This is a genomic window from Pseudomonas atacamensis (assembly GCF_017167965.1).
GTDB classification, from domain to species: domain Bacteria; phylum Pseudomonadota; class Gammaproteobacteria; order Pseudomonadales; family Pseudomonadaceae; genus Aquipseudomonas; species Aquipseudomonas atacamensis.
Genome location: NZ_CP070503.1, coordinates 3,036,431 through 3,051,563 on the forward strand (window position 1 = coordinate 3,036,431; position 15,133 = coordinate 3,051,563).

15 protein-coding genes are annotated in these 15,133 nt (G+C 59.1%); 12 read left to right on the forward strand and 3 right to left on the reverse strand.

Annotation, left to right across the window (positions count from 1 at the left end):
- Window positions 1-21: 21 nt before the first annotated feature.
- On the reverse strand, window positions 22-450 hold the full coding sequence (locus tag JWU58_RS13810; protein ID WP_206420302.1) for a DUF1294 domain-containing protein: 429 nt from the start codon (window positions 448-450) through the stop codon (window positions 22-24).
- A complete protein-coding gene (locus JWU58_RS13815; protein WP_016774688.1) occupies window positions 447-1,277 on the reverse strand; it encodes an undecaprenyl-diphosphate phosphatase in 831 nt (276 codons plus the stop codon). The genes JWU58_RS13810 and JWU58_RS13815 overlap by 4 nt, the downstream gene beginning before the upstream one ends.
- Before the next feature lie 293 nt (window positions 1,278-1,570).
- Between JWU58_RS13815 and JWU58_RS13820 the strand changes: the two genes are divergently transcribed.
- The 9 genes from JWU58_RS13820 to JWU58_RS13860 all read left to right on the forward strand — a co-directional run bounded on the left by JWU58_RS13820 (window position 1,571) and on the right by JWU58_RS13860 (window position 9,783).
- Window positions 1,571-3,205 carry a methyl-accepting chemotaxis protein gene (locus tag JWU58_RS13820; protein ID WP_206420303.1) on the forward strand — a complete coding sequence of 545 codons (1,635 nt, stop codon included), beginning with the start codon at window positions 1,571-1,573 and terminating at the stop codon, window positions 3,203-3,205.
- Between the two features lie 170 nt (window positions 3,206-3,375).
- Window positions 3,376-3,939: a nicotinamide riboside transporter PnuC gene (gene pnuC / locus JWU58_RS13825; RefSeq protein ID WP_123442516.1), complete on the forward strand. Its 564-nt coding sequence runs from the start codon at window positions 3,376-3,378 to the stop codon at window positions 3,937-3,939.
- Entirely contained in the window at window positions 3,936-4,460 is a 525-nt protein-coding gene (locus JWU58_RS13830) for an AAA family ATPase (RefSeq protein WP_123442517.1), read from the forward strand. Before pnuC ends, JWU58_RS13830 begins: the two co-directional genes overlap by 4 nt.
- A gap of 331 nt (window positions 4,461-4,791) precedes the next feature.
- Window positions 4,792-5,241, forward strand: a complete 450-nt coding sequence (locus JWU58_RS13835; protein WP_024012918.1) for a hypothetical protein — start codon at window positions 4,792-4,794, stop codon at window positions 5,239-5,241.
- Between the two features lies 1 nt (window position 5,242).
- Window positions 5,243-5,815, forward strand: a complete 573-nt coding sequence (locus tag JWU58_RS13840; protein WP_206420304.1) for an adhesin — start codon at window positions 5,243-5,245, stop codon at window positions 5,813-5,815.
- A 73-nt stretch (window positions 5,816-5,888) separates the two neighbouring features.
- Window positions 5,889-6,887, forward strand: coding sequence for a heme utilization protein (locus JWU58_RS13845; protein ID WP_206420305.1), 999 nt, complete (start codon window positions 5,889-5,891; stop codon window positions 6,885-6,887).
- 66 nt (window positions 6,888-6,953) lie between these two features.
- The gene (locus tag JWU58_RS13850; protein ID WP_024012915.1) at window positions 6,954-7,634 is read left to right on the forward strand and encodes a C39 family peptidase; all 681 of its coding nucleotides are present in this window, start codon (window positions 6,954-6,956) and stop codon (window positions 7,632-7,634) included.
- A gap of 43 nt (window positions 7,635-7,677) precedes the next feature.
- On the forward strand, window positions 7,678-8,424 hold the full coding sequence (locus tag JWU58_RS13855; protein ID WP_123442519.1) for a hypothetical protein: 747 nt from the start codon (window positions 7,678-7,680) through the stop codon (window positions 8,422-8,424).
- A gap of 45 nt (window positions 8,425-8,469) precedes the next feature.
- Window positions 8,470-9,783, forward strand: a complete 1,314-nt coding sequence (locus tag JWU58_RS13860; protein ID WP_125916227.1) for a hypothetical protein — start codon at window positions 8,470-8,472, stop codon at window positions 9,781-9,783.
- A gap of 85 nt (window positions 9,784-9,868) precedes the next feature.
- Here the strand turns inward: JWU58_RS13860 and JWU58_RS13865 are convergent, their stop codons facing one another.
- Window positions 9,869-11,194, reverse strand: a complete 1,326-nt coding sequence (locus tag JWU58_RS13865) for a sigma-54 dependent transcriptional regulator (protein ID WP_122704350.1) — start codon at window positions 11,192-11,194, stop codon at window positions 9,869-9,871.
- A 523-nt stretch (window positions 11,195-11,717) separates the two neighbouring features.
- Between JWU58_RS13865 and JWU58_RS13870 the strand changes: the two genes are divergently transcribed.
- The 3 genes from JWU58_RS13870 to nhaB all read left to right on the forward strand — a co-directional run bounded on the left by JWU58_RS13870 (window position 11,718) and on the right by nhaB (window position 15,129).
- On the forward strand, window positions 11,718-11,984 hold the full coding sequence (locus JWU58_RS13870; RefSeq protein WP_016774677.1) for a hypothetical protein: 267 nt from the start codon (window positions 11,718-11,720) through the stop codon (window positions 11,982-11,984).
- A 264-nt stretch (window positions 11,985-12,248) separates the two neighbouring features.
- Window positions 12,249-13,538, forward strand: a complete 1,290-nt coding sequence (locus tag JWU58_RS13875) for an NHL repeat-containing protein (protein WP_206420306.1) — start codon at window positions 12,249-12,251, stop codon at window positions 13,536-13,538.
- Between the two features lie 88 nt (window positions 13,539-13,626).
- Window positions 13,627-15,129, forward strand: a complete 1,503-nt coding sequence (nhaB, locus tag JWU58_RS13880) for a sodium/proton antiporter NhaB (protein WP_206420307.1) — start codon at window positions 13,627-13,629, stop codon at window positions 15,127-15,129.
- Window positions 15,130-15,133: the final 4 nt, after the last annotated feature.

Sequence of the window (15,133 nt, forward strand, 5' to 3'; positions counted from 1 at the left end):
ACAGGGGATTTTCGGTGGACGTTAAATCAGCGACAGCAAGTTCGATCCGAGGAAAATCTGGTCAATCCAGAACACCTGATGCAACAGCACGATCGCCCAGAACAGAATCTGAAACCACACCTTGCGCGTCTTGTGCCGGAATACCTGCTGCGCGATCAAAGCACCCGGCCAGCCACCCGCCAGTTCAACCGCATGCAGGATGTTTTCCGGCGTGCGCCAAGCGTCGGCGCGGGCTTTGCGTTTGTCGGCCCAGTACAGAAAGAACGCCAGCACACTGACAATCCCGTACGCCGCCAACGGCACCCGCGACATGCCGCTGAGCCACATCGACAGCGAGCCGAACAGCGGCAGCGCGCAGATGATCAGCAACACCGCAAGCTTCAATTTCAGATGCTGAACGCGCCCGCTTGAAGATCGTCCCTCAGGGCGGCGCGTGCGGGAATCTTTCATGCCTTGGCCGCCGACCAGTCCACCCAGCCGAACTGCCAGGTCGCCAGAATGAACAGGCCGAACGCAATCCTGTACCAGGCAAAGGCTGCATAGCTGTGGCTGCCGATGAACTTGAGCAGGCCGCGCACAGCGATCATGGCGAAGATGAACGCGGTGACAAAACCAATGGCGAACACCGGGAAATCAGCCGGCACGAACAGGTCGCGGTATTTGTACCCCGAATACACTGCCGCACCGACCATGGTTGGCATGGCGAGGAAAAACGAGAACTCGGTGGCGGTCTTGCGTGACAGACCGAACAGCAAGCCGCCAATGATCGTCGAGCCGGAACGCGAGGTGCCCGGAATCATCGCCAGGCATTGCGCGAAGCCGATTTTCAGCGCGTCGGTCCAGCGGATTTCGTCGACGGTTTCGGCATGCACTTCATGTTGGCGCTGTTCGGCCCACAGCATGATGATGCCGCCGATGACCAGCGCCGCCGCCACGGTGATCGGGTTGAACAGGTATTCGTGAATCAGATCGGCAAAGATCACCCCCAGTACCACGGCGGGCAAAAAGGCGATCAGCAGGTTGGCGGTGAAACGCCGGGCGCTCGGCTGGGTCGGCAGGCCGATCACCACGTCGAGGATCTTGCGGCGAAATTCCCAGACCACCGCGAGAATCGCGCCGAGCTGGATGATGATGTTGAACGCCATGGCACGTTCGCCGCCGAAGTTCAGCAAGTCGGCGACGATGATCTGGTGTCCGGTACTCGAAATGGGCAAAAACTCCGTCAGCCCTTCTACAACTCCTAGAATCAGTGCCTGCAAGGCGGTCCAAAGATCCATCAATCCCCCAGAGAGCGATGCGCGCGGGCATGCCCCGATAGTATTTTTTCGTTCACTGCGTCCAGCGTAGCCGGTAAAAGCTGTAGCGATTGCGCGCGCACAGGATCCACACGAAACGGTAAAAATTCCGTGAAATATCAAAACCGGATTCAGGTTTTCGCGCGCGGGGCCGAAATCCTAACAGACAAGCCTCAAAAGCGCTCTGCGCGTTGGATGGTAGTCCCGGGCACTCAGCTGTGGCTGGATGCTGGCGATCGTTTATTACAAGAACAAGAATCCGGAGTGACAGCGTTATGAACAGCTTGCGCAGTGTGTCGATCAGCCGACGCTTGTGGCTCATCTTGATCGTGGCGGTGGTCATGTTGCTGACCTTGGGCGTGCTGATGCTCAAGCAGATCCACGACGACCTCTACCACGCCAAGGCGCAGAAAACCCAGCACGTGGTGCAGACCGCCAGTGGCCTGCTGACTTATTACCACGGCCTGGAAACCGCCGGCACCCTGACCAGGGATGCCGCGCAAAAGCAGGCGCTGACCGCGATCCGTGGCCTGCGCTACGACCAGAGCGACTACTTCTGGATCAACGACCTCACGCCCGTGATGGTCATGCACCCGACCAATCCCAAGCTCGAAGGCCAGAATCTTTCGGCGATCCGCGACCCGGACGGCTTTGCGGTGTTCAACGAGATGGTCGCCATCGCCAAGGCCAAAGGCGCGGGCATGGTCAATTATCGCTGGCCGAAACCGGGGGCGACTGATCCCGTTGCCAAGACCTCGTATGTGAAGCTGTTTGAGCCGTGGGGCTGGGTGATTGGTTCCGGCGTTTACGTCGACGATGTGCAGGCAGAATTCCAAGGACAAATGATCAAGGCGTCGGCGATCGGCCTGGCGATTGCGCTGATCATGGCGCTGCTGGTGATCCTGATCGCACGCAGCATTGTCCGTCCGTTGCAGGAAACCGTGAATGCGATGGCCAACATCGCCAGCGGCGAAAGCGACCTGACCCGCAGCCTTGATACCCACGGCAAGGACGAGGTCACTGAACTGGCCCATCACTTCAATGCGTTCACGGCCAAGTTGCGCCGAGTGATTGGTGACCTGCAGGTGTCGGCCAGCGCTTTGGGCCAGTCTTCCAGCGAGCTGGGCAACGATGCCTCGCAGGCGCAGCAGCGCAGTCAACAGCAGTCGCAGCAGATGGAACTGGTGGCCACCGCGATCAACGAAGTCACCTACGGCGTGCAGGACGTGGCGAAAAACGCCGAACACGCCGCCGCCGAAATGCGTGATGCCGAAGCGCAGGCGCAACAGGGCCAGATCAACATTGACGGCAGCCTGCAACAGATCGACAAGCTCTCCGGCACGATCGATCAGGCGGTGGAAGTGATCCGCACCCTGGCGGCGGAGAGTACGCAGATTGGCAGCGTGCTGGAGGTGATTCGTTCGATTGCCGAACAGACCAACCTGTTGGCCTTGAACGCGGCGATTGAAGCGGCGCGCGCGGGTGAACAGGGTCGCGGGTTTGCCGTGGTCGCCGATGAGGTGCGCTTGCTGGCTCAGCGTACGCAGAAATCGACCGCTGAAATTCAGTCGATGATCGAGCGTTTGCAGAATCACTCGGAGGCTGCGGTGAAGGTGATCGGCGACAGCAGCAAGGCCTCGCAATTGACCATCGAACAGGCGGGACTGGCCGGGGCGAGCCTTAATGCCATTGGCCAGGCGTTGCGTAATCTCAACGACCTGAATGCGTCGATTGCCAGCGCTACCTTGCAACAGGCGCAGGTGGTTGAGGACATCAACCAGAACGTGACCCAGGCGGCCGGGCTTTCCCATAGCACCGCGTTGGCGGCTGAACAGTCGAGTGCAGCCAGCCTGCGGCTTGGGCAACTGAGCGAACAGCTCAACGGGTTGCTGCGCCAGTTCCGGGTCTGAACCATAACCTGTGGGAGCGAGCCTGCTCGCGAAGGCGTCGGGCCAGTCATTGGAAGAAGATGTCGACTGGACAGGCCCTTTCGCGAGCAGGCTCGCTCCCACAGGGTACTTCTGTGTCTGGGCGAATGCAGTACAATCCGCCCCCTTCTCAACTCCCCCAAGGATCCGCCATGTCCGGGCTTGAACTGTTTGCCGCTGCCCTCGGTGTCATCGCCGTGTGGCTGACGGTCAAGCAGAATCCGTGGTGCTGGCCGATCGGGCTGGTCATGGTGTTGCTCTACAGCTGGATCTTCTTTGAGGTGAAGCTGTATTCGGACATGTTGCTGCAAGTGATCTACGCCGCACTGCAGATCTACGGCTGGTGGCAATGGACCCGCGCCGGGACGATGCATGACGGTCGCCAAGTTACCCGCCTCGATGCACGCTCGATTCTGCTCGGCCTTGGCATTGGAGCGATCGGCAGCCTGTCGCTGGGCGCGGCGATGGCGCACTGGACCGACGCCGCACAGCCGTGGCTCGATGCCGCGCTCACCGGTTTCAGTCTGGTCGCGCAACTGTGGATGGCGCAGAAACGCCTGCAATGCTGGGCGTTGTGGTTCGTCCTCGATGTGATCTTTGTCGGCCTGTTCATCTATAAAGGCCTCTATCTGACTGCCGCCCTGTACGCGCTGTTTACCTTGCTCGCGGTGCAAGGCTGGCGGGAATGGCGTGCCGATCCGGCGTTGCGCACATGAAAGTCGTTGTTCTCACCGGCCCGGAATCCACCGGCAAGAGCTGGCTGGCGGCAGGTCTGGAGCAGCGTTTCGGCGGCGTGCGCGTTGATGAATATGTTCGTCGGTTCATCGAAGACAACCCACGCGACACTTGCCTCGCGGATATCCCTGATATCGCCCGGGGCCAGTTGCAATGGGAAGATCAGGCACGGGCGAAACAACCCGAACTGCTGATTCTCGACACCCACCTGCTCAGCAACATCCTCTGGAGCCAGACCCTGTTCGGCGATTATCCGGACTGGCTGCAAAGCGAATTGCTCACGCGCCATTACGACCTGCACCTGCTGCTATCGCCGCAACAGGTCGACTGGGCCGAAGACGGTCAACGCTGCCAACCGGATCTTGCGGATCGCATGGCATTTTTCGAAGCCACGCGCGCCTGGTTGATTGAGCATCAACAGTCATTGCAAGTTATCGAGGGCAATTGGGCCGAACGCCAAGCGCAAGCCTTTGCAGCGGTGGAGCTTTTGCTGTCCGAATAACCCACCACGCCGGGCATCGGGCTGATCTGTCCGTTTTTGAAACACTCCTAACCGCGCAAAGCCCCCGTCCAAACGCTGTTCATCACTCCGTCAGGTCACCTGTTACGCCGATGAAACACATCGGCGCAAACCCTTGTTCCAGAGCTTTCCAACGTCAAGCATCGTTCAAGCGCCCCTGCATGTGTCTCAGCGCTGAAACAGTGCCCGCGCTGAGCGATTCTCAAAAACACCTAACCCATTGAAATAACGCGACAATTCAAAACCGGCACAGCTTTCGCTCTCTCCTTCACAACGCTGAATAACCCAGCCCACTGAAGAAGGAATTGCAGCCGTGGGGAATTTCAATAAAAGCCTGACCTGCCTCCTGCTGATCGGATCAGCCGCCAGCGCATTGATCAGTGTCAGCGCCCAGGCCGAAGGCAATGGAGTGATCGTCCTCAACCGCGACGTTCAGCCAATCCCGATCGGGCGCAACGGCGGCAAAGATCCCTATCCAACCACGGTCAACGCCAACCCTTCGGCGCGGATCAACCAGACCCTCAGCAGTACCGAACTGACTGACGGTGATTTCGCCAGCGTTGCCAGCGGCTCATCGATTCGCGGCAACATGACCACGCCCAGTTCCAACCTGCCCGGCATGAACACCCTGACCAACCAGAACGGCCTGCCCGGTATGCGCACGGGTAGCGGCGGCGGCTCCGGGGCGTCGATCTCCAACACGGTCAACCGGGCGATGAGCACCGGGCTGGCGCCTCTGACTCGCATGGCCGGAGGCCAATGACATGAATCGCACCCTGCTGCTTCTCGCCCTGCTCGGCTGCACCAGCGCCATGGCCGATTCGGCTTCGGTCAACAAAGCAAATATTCAGGATTCCGGCGCTCAGTATCGCGGCAACTTCAACGTCAACCAGGCCGCCGGTGACCAGATGCAACAAGCCAACACCAAGGCGATTGCCATCGGCACCGAAGCCCATGCCACCACCAACGTCAGGCAGACCATCGACACGCCCGCCAGCCGCGCCATCGACGCGAGCGCCAACATTGGCGGCAACTCTTTCAGCAATGGCAACGGCATCCTCGGTGTGAACCAGGGCGCCGGTGCCAACAATCAAATGGCCAACGTTACGCGCGTCAGCATCAGTGCCGGCCCGCAGAGCGTTGACGACAGCGCCCTTTCGCAACAGAACGTGGCGTTTTTACCGAGCTCAGGAGCAACTGGTATCGCAATCGGCAGTCGCCAGGTCACGACCAGTGATCAGGCCTTCACCGGCAGCCGTGGGGTAATCCAGGTGAACCAGAGTGCCGGGGTGGGGAACCGAATGGCTAACACCCTGAGCATCCGGGTCGCAGACTGACCCAAACAAAAAGCAGTGCAATTAGAAAAGTCCCAACACTTAACCAACTAATAAGCACGACGGAGAAACAACCATGAAACCTACAATGGCTCTCAAACCACTGGTTTTCGCACTCGCAGCAGTGATGGCAATGGCAGCACAGGCTGGCGGCCGTGGTGACAATGATCATGGTAACGGGCATGGCAATGGACACGGCAACGGTCACGGCCAGCCGCAAGGTCCGAATCTTGAACAACTGCTGCAGATCACCGCTGGCGCCGGCGCCGCTGTACTCGACGCACAAAACAGCGACGGCAACGTGGTGAAAAACCAGGGCACCCTGAACAACGCCAATGCCAGCGACTCGCTCAACGGCTCCAACGGCAACATGGGCGCCAACGTCGCCGCCGGCGACGGCAACCAGCAGGACAACGCTGCTGCACTGGCCACCGCTGACGAAAGCTTCATCTTCGGCAATGCTGTTGCCGCCTCGAGCGCGACTCAGGTGAACAACAACAACTACGTGAAAAACTCGTCCACCTTCAACAACGCCACGCTCAACAATGCAGGCAACAATGGTTCCGGCAACATCGGCATCAACGTGAGCTCGGGCAACTTCAACCAACAGAAAAACAACCTCGCCATCGCCGTTTCCGGTGGCCGTGTAGCCACCGCTGCTGCCTCTGCCAACCAGTCCTCGACTGGCCTGGTCGTGGAAAACAAAGGCGTGCAGGCTTACAAAACCGACACCCTCACCGGTACTTATGCAGCCGCTGGCGTATTCAAAGCCAAAGGCACTGCGACCATCGAAGACGACAACCACGGCGGTTGGGGCAACCGTGGCGGCGGCCATGGCGGCAACGATGATCAGAAAGCCAAGTTCGAAGCCGTGGGTACTTTTGGCCTCGCTGGCGTCACCACCCAACAAGTGTTGACCAAAGATGGCTGGAAAACTCCCGTCGTCAACAACGCCAACATGACCAACTCGATGAACAACTTCTCCGGCAACGGCGGAGCCAACGTCTCGGCGGGTGTGGGCAACCAACAAAGCAACTCGCTGTCCATCGCCGCAGGTTGCAAAGCCTGCATGTAATCGCGATCGAAACGAAAGCCCCGGCAACGGGGCTTTTTTCCCAGGTTCCACAAGGCGTATTCGATCATGCGGACTCCTGCCCTCCTCGCTCTGCTTTGTCTGTGCGGCCTGACTCAGGCAGCGCAGATGCCGGTGGCTGCCCTGCCGGGTGGCGTGCTGGTCTACAAGGACGTGCAAAGCATTCGTGAGCGCAAGTTTGCCGACATCGTCGAACAGAAAACCGATTTCAGCTGCGGCGCTGCTGCACTGGCAACGGTTCTGCGCCAGGCCTATTGGCTCGACGTCGATGAGGAGCACATCATCAAAGGCATGCTGGTCAACGCTGACCAGGACCTGGTGCGAACCCAGGGTTTCTCCATGCTCGACATGAAGCGCTACGTAGAGAGCATCGGCATGCGTGCCCGTGGCTACCGGATCCCGCCCGAGAAACTCGAAGCGGTGACCATTCCGGTGGTGGTTCTGATGGACATTCGTGGCTACAAGCACTTCGTCGTCCTGCAGCGTTCGGACAAAGATTGGGTTTACATCGGTGACCCGGTTCTTGGCCACAAGCGCTACAAGCACGACGACTTTGTCAAAGGTTGGAACGGCATTGTCTTTGCCATCGTCGGCCCCGGTTACGACAAGGCCAACGCCTTGCGCAGCCCTCCCGTGCCGCTGACGGCGAAGAACTCGCTGGACAGTTTCAACCCGGTCAAAGATGCGGAATTGATGGATTTCGGGTTCATTCAGAGCGACTTCTTTTAATCGCCGAGTTAGAGAATGGGACTGGATGTCCCGGGAGCAGCAGATGAAAAGCTCATACTGGCTGGCCGCCGCCTGCCTGGCAGCGAGTGCGTCAGGTTTAGCCCATGCCGGATTCAAACCCATCGAAATCAAGGACCAGGAGCTCGCCGAGCTGCGCGGTCGTTACGTCATGCCGGGGCGGATCATCAGCTTCGGCATTGTCATGAGCAGCACTTGGCGCAACGCCAGCGGCGACTTGATCGGGGCCGCGACCTCGATGCAGATCCAGGCTGCAACCGTCAAACCGGAATTCTACGTCTCGACCATCAAGGAGTCGGGCAATGGCAGCACCCCTACCCTCGGCACCGGCTCTGTCATCGGCGGCGCCGGCCTCAATAGCAGCCAGGGTGTAACGCAAAGCGTACGCGCCGCCGGCGATGGCAACACCGCCAACAACAACGTCGCGATCAACGTCAGCGAAGCCAGTCAGGCCCCGGCACTGGTGCCGTCGCAGGGCCAGGCGCTCATCGCCGGGCAGACCATCAGCGGCAGCAACGGCGCCGGCAGTGTCGCGGTTTCGGCCAATGGCGGTGGCGTGCAAATGGCCATTCAGGCCAGCGGCAACCAAGGCACGGCGCTGCAACAGGTCGCCCAGGGCGGGCTGCTGCAGAACACCCGTTTGCTGGGCAGCGCCAACGTGGTCAACAACCTTACGCAACTCAACGTCGTACTTAACAATAACGGCAGAAGCGCCGGTGCACTGGATTGCAACCTGACCCAACTCGGGGCCCTACGCAATATCGGATATTGAACTACGCTGAGTCTCGATCATTGGGCTTAAAGGGACGGCTTATTCATGTATCGATCAGTATCACTGCGTGCTGCAGTGTGTTTGAGTACCCTTCTCCCGGCGGCAATGCTGCAAGCAGCACCCGACGCCGATGTAGAAGCCCTGAAACGGGAACTTCTGGAACTGAGACAACGATACGAACAACAACAACAAGCGCTGGCGGTACTTGAACAACGGGTCCGCCAGGTAGAAGAAACACCCGCCGCCCCACCGCCAAAACGGCTGGCCAAATCGCCGTCCGACATGAAAGGCAATCGCGTCGCCGGAGCCGCCACAGGCACCGGTGCGGCCGCTGCATCGGGAGGCGCTGCCGGGGGCAGTGGCGCATCCTACGGTCAATCACTGGCCGATGATTCACAACCGGCACAGAGCGTTTCCAACCTGTATGACGAAGCCAGCGGTTTCTTTGGCGGCGGCAAGTTCAGCGTGGAAACCGGCCTGACCTATTCGCGCTACGACACCCGCCAGTTGATCCTGAACGGGTTCCTTGCGCTGGATTCGATCTTCCTGGGCAACATCAACCTCGACCGGATCAAGGCCGACACCTGGACCCTGGACCTCACCGGCCGCTACAACTTCGATAACCGCTGGCAGTTCGACCTGAACGTGCCGGTGATCTATCGCGAGTCGACGTATCAATCCGGCGGCGGCAACGAGGGCGCGGCTGGCGTAACAACCGAAGAAACCGTCACCAAGGATCCAACCATCGGCGACGTCAACTTCGGTATCGCCTACAAGTTCCTCGACGAATCGGTCAACACCCCGGACGCCGTCGTCACCTTGCGCGTCAAGGCGCCGACCGGCAAAGACCCGTTCGGCATCAAACTGCGCCAGACCGACGCCAACTCCAACCTGTTCGTCCCCGACACCCTGCCCACCGGCAACGGCGTCTGGTCGATCACGCCGGGCATCTCGCTGGTCAAGACGTTCGACCCGGCGGTGCTGTTCGGCAGCCTCTCCTACACCCACAACCTCGAGGAATCGTTCGACGACATCAGCTCCACCGTCAACCAGAAAAACCCGGGCAAAGTGCGCATCGGCGACAGCTTCCAGATTGGCGCCGGTATCGCCTTCGCGCTCAACGAGAAGATGAGTATGTCGTTCTCGGTCTCCGACCTGGTACAACGCAAGAGCAAGCTGAAACAGGACGGCGGCGATTGGGAATCGGTGGTATCCAGTGACGCCAACGCCGGTTACTTCAACGTTGGCATGACCATCGCGGCGACCGACAACCTGACGATCGTGCCGAACTTGTCGATTGGTATGACGGATGATGCGCCGGACTTTTCGTTCAGTCTGAAATTCCCGTATTACTTCTAAAAGCAAAAGATCGCAGCCTTTGGCAGTGCCTACATTGTTCCGTGTAGGCGCTACCGAAGGCTGCGATCCTTTGATCTTCAGCTAATTAACGAATCTGATGTTTATGCAACAACCGATAAAAAGTAGGCCGCGAAACCCCTAAAACCTTCGCGGCCACACTCAAATTATCACTGTGCCGATTCAACACATCACACAACGCCTGCCGTTCCGCCCTGGTCTTGTAATCCTCAAGCGTGCCCATCGGCGTTGCGACAGAGTGCTGACTGATCAACCCCAAATCCCGCGCCTCGATTTGCCGCCCCTCCGCCAACACCAGCCCCCGCCGTACCCGATTCGCCAGCTCGCGCACATTGCCCGGCCAGTCATGCTTGCCCATGGCAATCAATGCATCTTCGCTGAAGCTGCGTGGCCGGCGCCCGGTTTCGTGGCTGTAGAAGTGCGAAAAATGGTTGGCCAGCATCGACAGATCGCCATGGCGCTCGCGTAGCGGTGCGGTGACCACTTGCAGGACATTGAGCCGGTAATAAAGGTCTTCACGAAAGCGCTTCTTCTCGATCGCCGCTTCCAGGTCAACGTGGGTTGCTGCCAGCACGCGCACATCCACCGGTATCGGCTGACTGCCGCCAACCCGCTCGATGTGCTTTTCCTGCAGAAACCGCAGGAGATTGGCCTGCAGTTCCAGCGGCAAGTCGCCGATTTCGTCGAGAAACAACGTACCGCCATTGGCCGCTTCGATGCGTCCGACCTTGCGCTGGTGTGCGCCGGTGAACGCGCCTTTCTCGTGGCCGAACAATTCTGACTGGATCAAATGCTCTGGGATCGCACCGCAGTTGATCGCTACAAACGGTTTGTTGTGACGCTGGGATTGTCGATGCAGGGTGCGCGCGACCAGCTCTTTGCCGGTGCCGCTTTCACCGCGAATCAGCACGGGCGATTCGGTCGGGGCCAGTTTGCTCAGCAGTTTGCGCAGTTCGCGGATCGGTTTGCTGTCGCCGAGCAGTTCGTGCTCCGGTTGATCGACATGAATCGTGCCCTGCCCGCGCAGGCGCGCCATGCCGAAGGCGCGGCCGAGGGTGACCTGTACGCGAGAGACGTCGAAGGGCAAGGTGTGGAAGTCGAAGAACCATTCACAAACGAAGTCACCGACGTTCTGTAAGCGCAGGACTTCCTGATTGAGCACAGCGATCCATTCAGTGCCGCTGCGGCTGATCAGTTCTTTGACCGCTTCTGGACGTTCCAGGTGGTAAGGCTGCAAGCGCAGCAGGCCGACGTCACAGGCGCGGGATGCGGCGTTCTCCAGATTACAGCTGTCTACATCCCAACCGACGGCGCGCAATCCCGGCAACAGGCGATGGCAGTCGTCGCAGGGATCGACCACCAGTAAACGTCTCGACGCAGGCGCTTCGCTCATGACTGTTCCTTGGCGCCAAATTTGATAAATGATCGAAAAAACAGTCATTTGGCAGACCCGGTTGTAACACTAGCAAGATTTTGACGGGGGCTTGTACCGATTGCTTATAGGGCGGGTATTAAAAGAGTTATAAGAAAGTTGGTTGTTAGTTAGCTATCGACTATTTGCGGGGAGTCAAAGGGCGGCACCTCACCCTAGCCCTCTCCCAAGGGAGAGGGCACTGACCGAGGTGCTTGCGCGAGGTACGCCGATCTGAAAGACCAAGCCGAACTCGGGTTTGAAAAGCCCACAAATCGGCTCCCTCTCCTCGGGGAGAGGGCTGGGGAGAGGGGTGAATTCAGCGCGGTGTTCGGACGGGTGCAGAATTAACGAAACGAACTTACGTTATGTAAAGAACCTGAAATTTCTTTGTTTCAAGTGTGACCCACCCCCCGGTTGCGTGCATCAGTACAAGTAACCCGCCGCACGGTAAGCCCAACCGACGGCACATCACTTGATTGGGCGCCAATAGAGAGAAGACCCCATGACTGCCCCGCTGCGTATCAACGAAGCACTTTTGATTGCCAACCACGCGTTCAAGCCTTTTCAGTGCGTGGCCTGGGCGCCACAAGACGGCAATGGCGAACTGAGCCTGACCGTCGTCGACCGCACCAATTCCCACATCGGTCGCAAACAGATCCCGAGCAGCGCCTACTCTGACCCGGCGCAACTCGAACAACTGCTGCAACAGGCCCGCGCCGAGCTGAGCGAAGACGGCCACAAGTTGCAATCGTGGTCGATGCCACACTGATAATCGAACAAAGGCGGATGACGTTAAAGTCATTCGCCTTTGTTGTATGCGAAGTCGAATAAGCACGGTACTTACTGCGCTGTTTCATCCAAATTGCTTGGCTCGCTTGCGACTGGTTCAACAAGACACTGTTCTGGCACAGTGCGACCGTCGTTCTGTTGATTCGTCCAGTTGTACTTCTCGCGGTTCAGGGATTGAATGTTTCGCTCGTGCAGTCAGCCTCCCAATCACTGGGATATCGGCTACTCGCAAGGAGACGCGTGCATGTCGACCCTGAACACTTATGCGCTGCCCACGGTATGGAAAAACCCCGGTTCGCTCGACTCGACCTTCGCCATCGGCGGCGTTGCGCAGGTGTACTTTGCCGGTAGCCTGTCCAGCCAGACGCAACATGTCGCGCTCGATGCGCAGGGTCGGATTCTGGTCTCCGCCAAAGTCGGTACGCCGAAGGGAAGTCGTTTTGGCCTGGCGCGGCTGCTGAGTGATGGTTCGGCGGATTTGTCGTTCGGTATTCAGGGCAGCGTGATCGGCAGTTTCGTCGAAGGTTTGGAAGCCAAGGCCGGCAAGGTTCAGGTGCTAGCCGACGGCAAGATTCTACTAGCCGGCCTGCATTATGAAGATACCCATCGCACCCTCCCCGCCTTCGCCCTGTTCGATACCGACGGCCGGCCAGATCGAACTTTCGGTGATGACAGCTTCCAGATCGTGCGCCTGCCCGGCGAACTGTCCATGGGCACCCGCGACAACTGGTTGCCGCCGGGTGTGCCAGGTGTCGAAGCCTGTGACTTCGCGGTGCAGGAAGACGGTCGCATTCTGCTGATCGCCAACCATCATTTCAGCCTCGCCGACCACGCCGGGATGCTGATTCGCCTCTGCCCCGATGGAAGCCTCGACGAATCGTTCAACGGGCGCGGATTTGTCATGGTTCGCCACTTGCTGCTCAACACCTGGCTGAGCACCTTGCTGCTGAAGGCGGATGGGCGAATTGTCGTCGCAGGTTCCATCGACTTTCCGCAGCAAGGGCTGCTGGCGGTTTACCAGTCCGATGGGCGTCTGGACGAGCGTTTTGCCGTGGACGGTTTCATGGCGTTCAGGGCCCACGGCAACAGCGCTCAGGTCAGCCAGATCATCGAGTCCGCCGACAGGCTCTACTGCTTCGGCAGCAGCCGCGATCCAATCCGCTGCCTGACGTTTGTCCTGCACGGCAACGGTCGACCGGATCTGCACTGTCATCATGGCCAACCACAGGTGGTGGACATCGGTCCCAGCGGATGCCAATGGAACGCCGCCCGGTTGATGAGCGACGGCCGCATCGTTGCCGTAGGCGCGACCATCGGCGGGGTTGAAGCCGACTTCATGGTCGCCCGTTATCAAGCTGACGGCAGTCTCGATCCCGCGTTCGGCCAGGGCCACGGTTGGTTGCGCACGCGACTGGGGCGAAGTCTCGATACAGCCAATTCTCTGGCCGTACAAACTGACGGGGCTATCGTGGTGGGGGGCTATTCACTGGATGGCAACTACCGGGCAATGGTTGCGCGTTATCTGAATCCATAGAGCATTCAACAGGATCGAGGTTATCGGCGACTTGATCTTCCTTGAAACATCCGGCAACTTTCGCGCTTCTAAATAAAAGGAGCAGCCGATGTCCGGTTCAATCGCCCAGGCGTTCGCGCACAATTTCCTCGGGCAATCGCCACGCTGGTACAAGGCGACCATCGTCGGTTTTCTCATTCTCAATGCCGTGGTGCTGTTCACCATCGGCCCGGTCGCCGCAGGCTGGTTGCTGGTGATCGAATTCATCTTCACCCTGGCCATGGCGCTCAAGTGTTATCCGTTGATGCCCGGCGGCCTGCTGTTGATTGAAGCGTTGCTGTTGAAGATGACCACGCCGCAAGCGCTTTACGATGAATTGCTGCACAACTTTCCGGTGATCCTGCTGCTGATGTTCATGGTTGCCGGTATCTACTTCATGAAAGATCTGCTGCTGTTTCTCTTCTCGCGGCTGCTGTTGGACGTGCGCTCGAAAGCGATTCTGGCGCTGATGTTCTGCTTCCTGTCGGCATTTCTTTCGGCATTTCTTGATGCGTTGACCGTGACGGCGGTGATCATCAGTGCGGCTGTCGGCTTTTACTCGGTGTATCACCGGGTCGCGTCGGGCAACGATCCACGTAAGGACAGCGAATTCGGCGACGATGAGCATTTACCGTCGCGACACCATGAGGACTTGAATCAATTCCGCGCTTTCCTGCGCAGCCTGTTGATGCACGGCGCGGTCGGCACGGCGCTCGGTGGCGTCTGCACCTTGGTCGGTGAGCCGCAGAACCTGTTGATCGGCCATGAGATGGGCTGGCATTTCGGCGAGTTCTTCCAGAAGGTAGCCCCGGTGTCGCTGCCGGTACTGGTCGCGGGTCTGGTTACTTGCGTGCTGCTAGAGAAGCTGCGCTGGTTCGGATACGGCACGCTGCTGCCGGACAACGTCCGCGCTGTGTTGGCCAACTACGCTGCCGAGGACAACGCCAAACGTACGCCTCGTCAGACGGCGGCGCTGCTGGTGCAAGGCGCGGCGGCGCTGATTCTGATTGGTTGCCTGGCGTTTCACCTGGCTGAAGTCGGCCTGATCGGTTTGATGGTGATTGTGTTGATCACTGCGTTTACCGGCATCACCGACGAGCATCGCCTGGGCAGCGCGTTCAAGGACGCCATGCCGTTTACCGCGCTGCTGGTGGTGTTTTTTGCCGTGGTGGCGGTGATCCATGATCAGCAGCTGTTCGCCCCGCTGATCCAGTGGGTCTTGGCGTTGCCGATGGATCAACAGCCGGGCATGTTGTTCATCGCCAATGGCCTGCTCTCGGCGATCAGCGACAACGTGTTTGTTGCGACCATTTACATCACCGAAGTGAAACAGGCTTTTCTTGCCGGGCACATGACTCGCGAGCACTTCGAAACCTTGGCGATTGCGATCAACACCGGCACCAACCTGCCGAGTGTGGCGACACCGAATGGTCAGGCAGCGTTTCTGTTCCTGCTGACCTCGGCGATTGCACCGCTGGTGCGGTTGTCGTACGGGCGCATGGTGTGGATGGCGGTGCCGTATACGGTGGTGATGGGCTTGTTGGGCTGGTATGCGGTGAGCTATTGGCTCTAAGCCA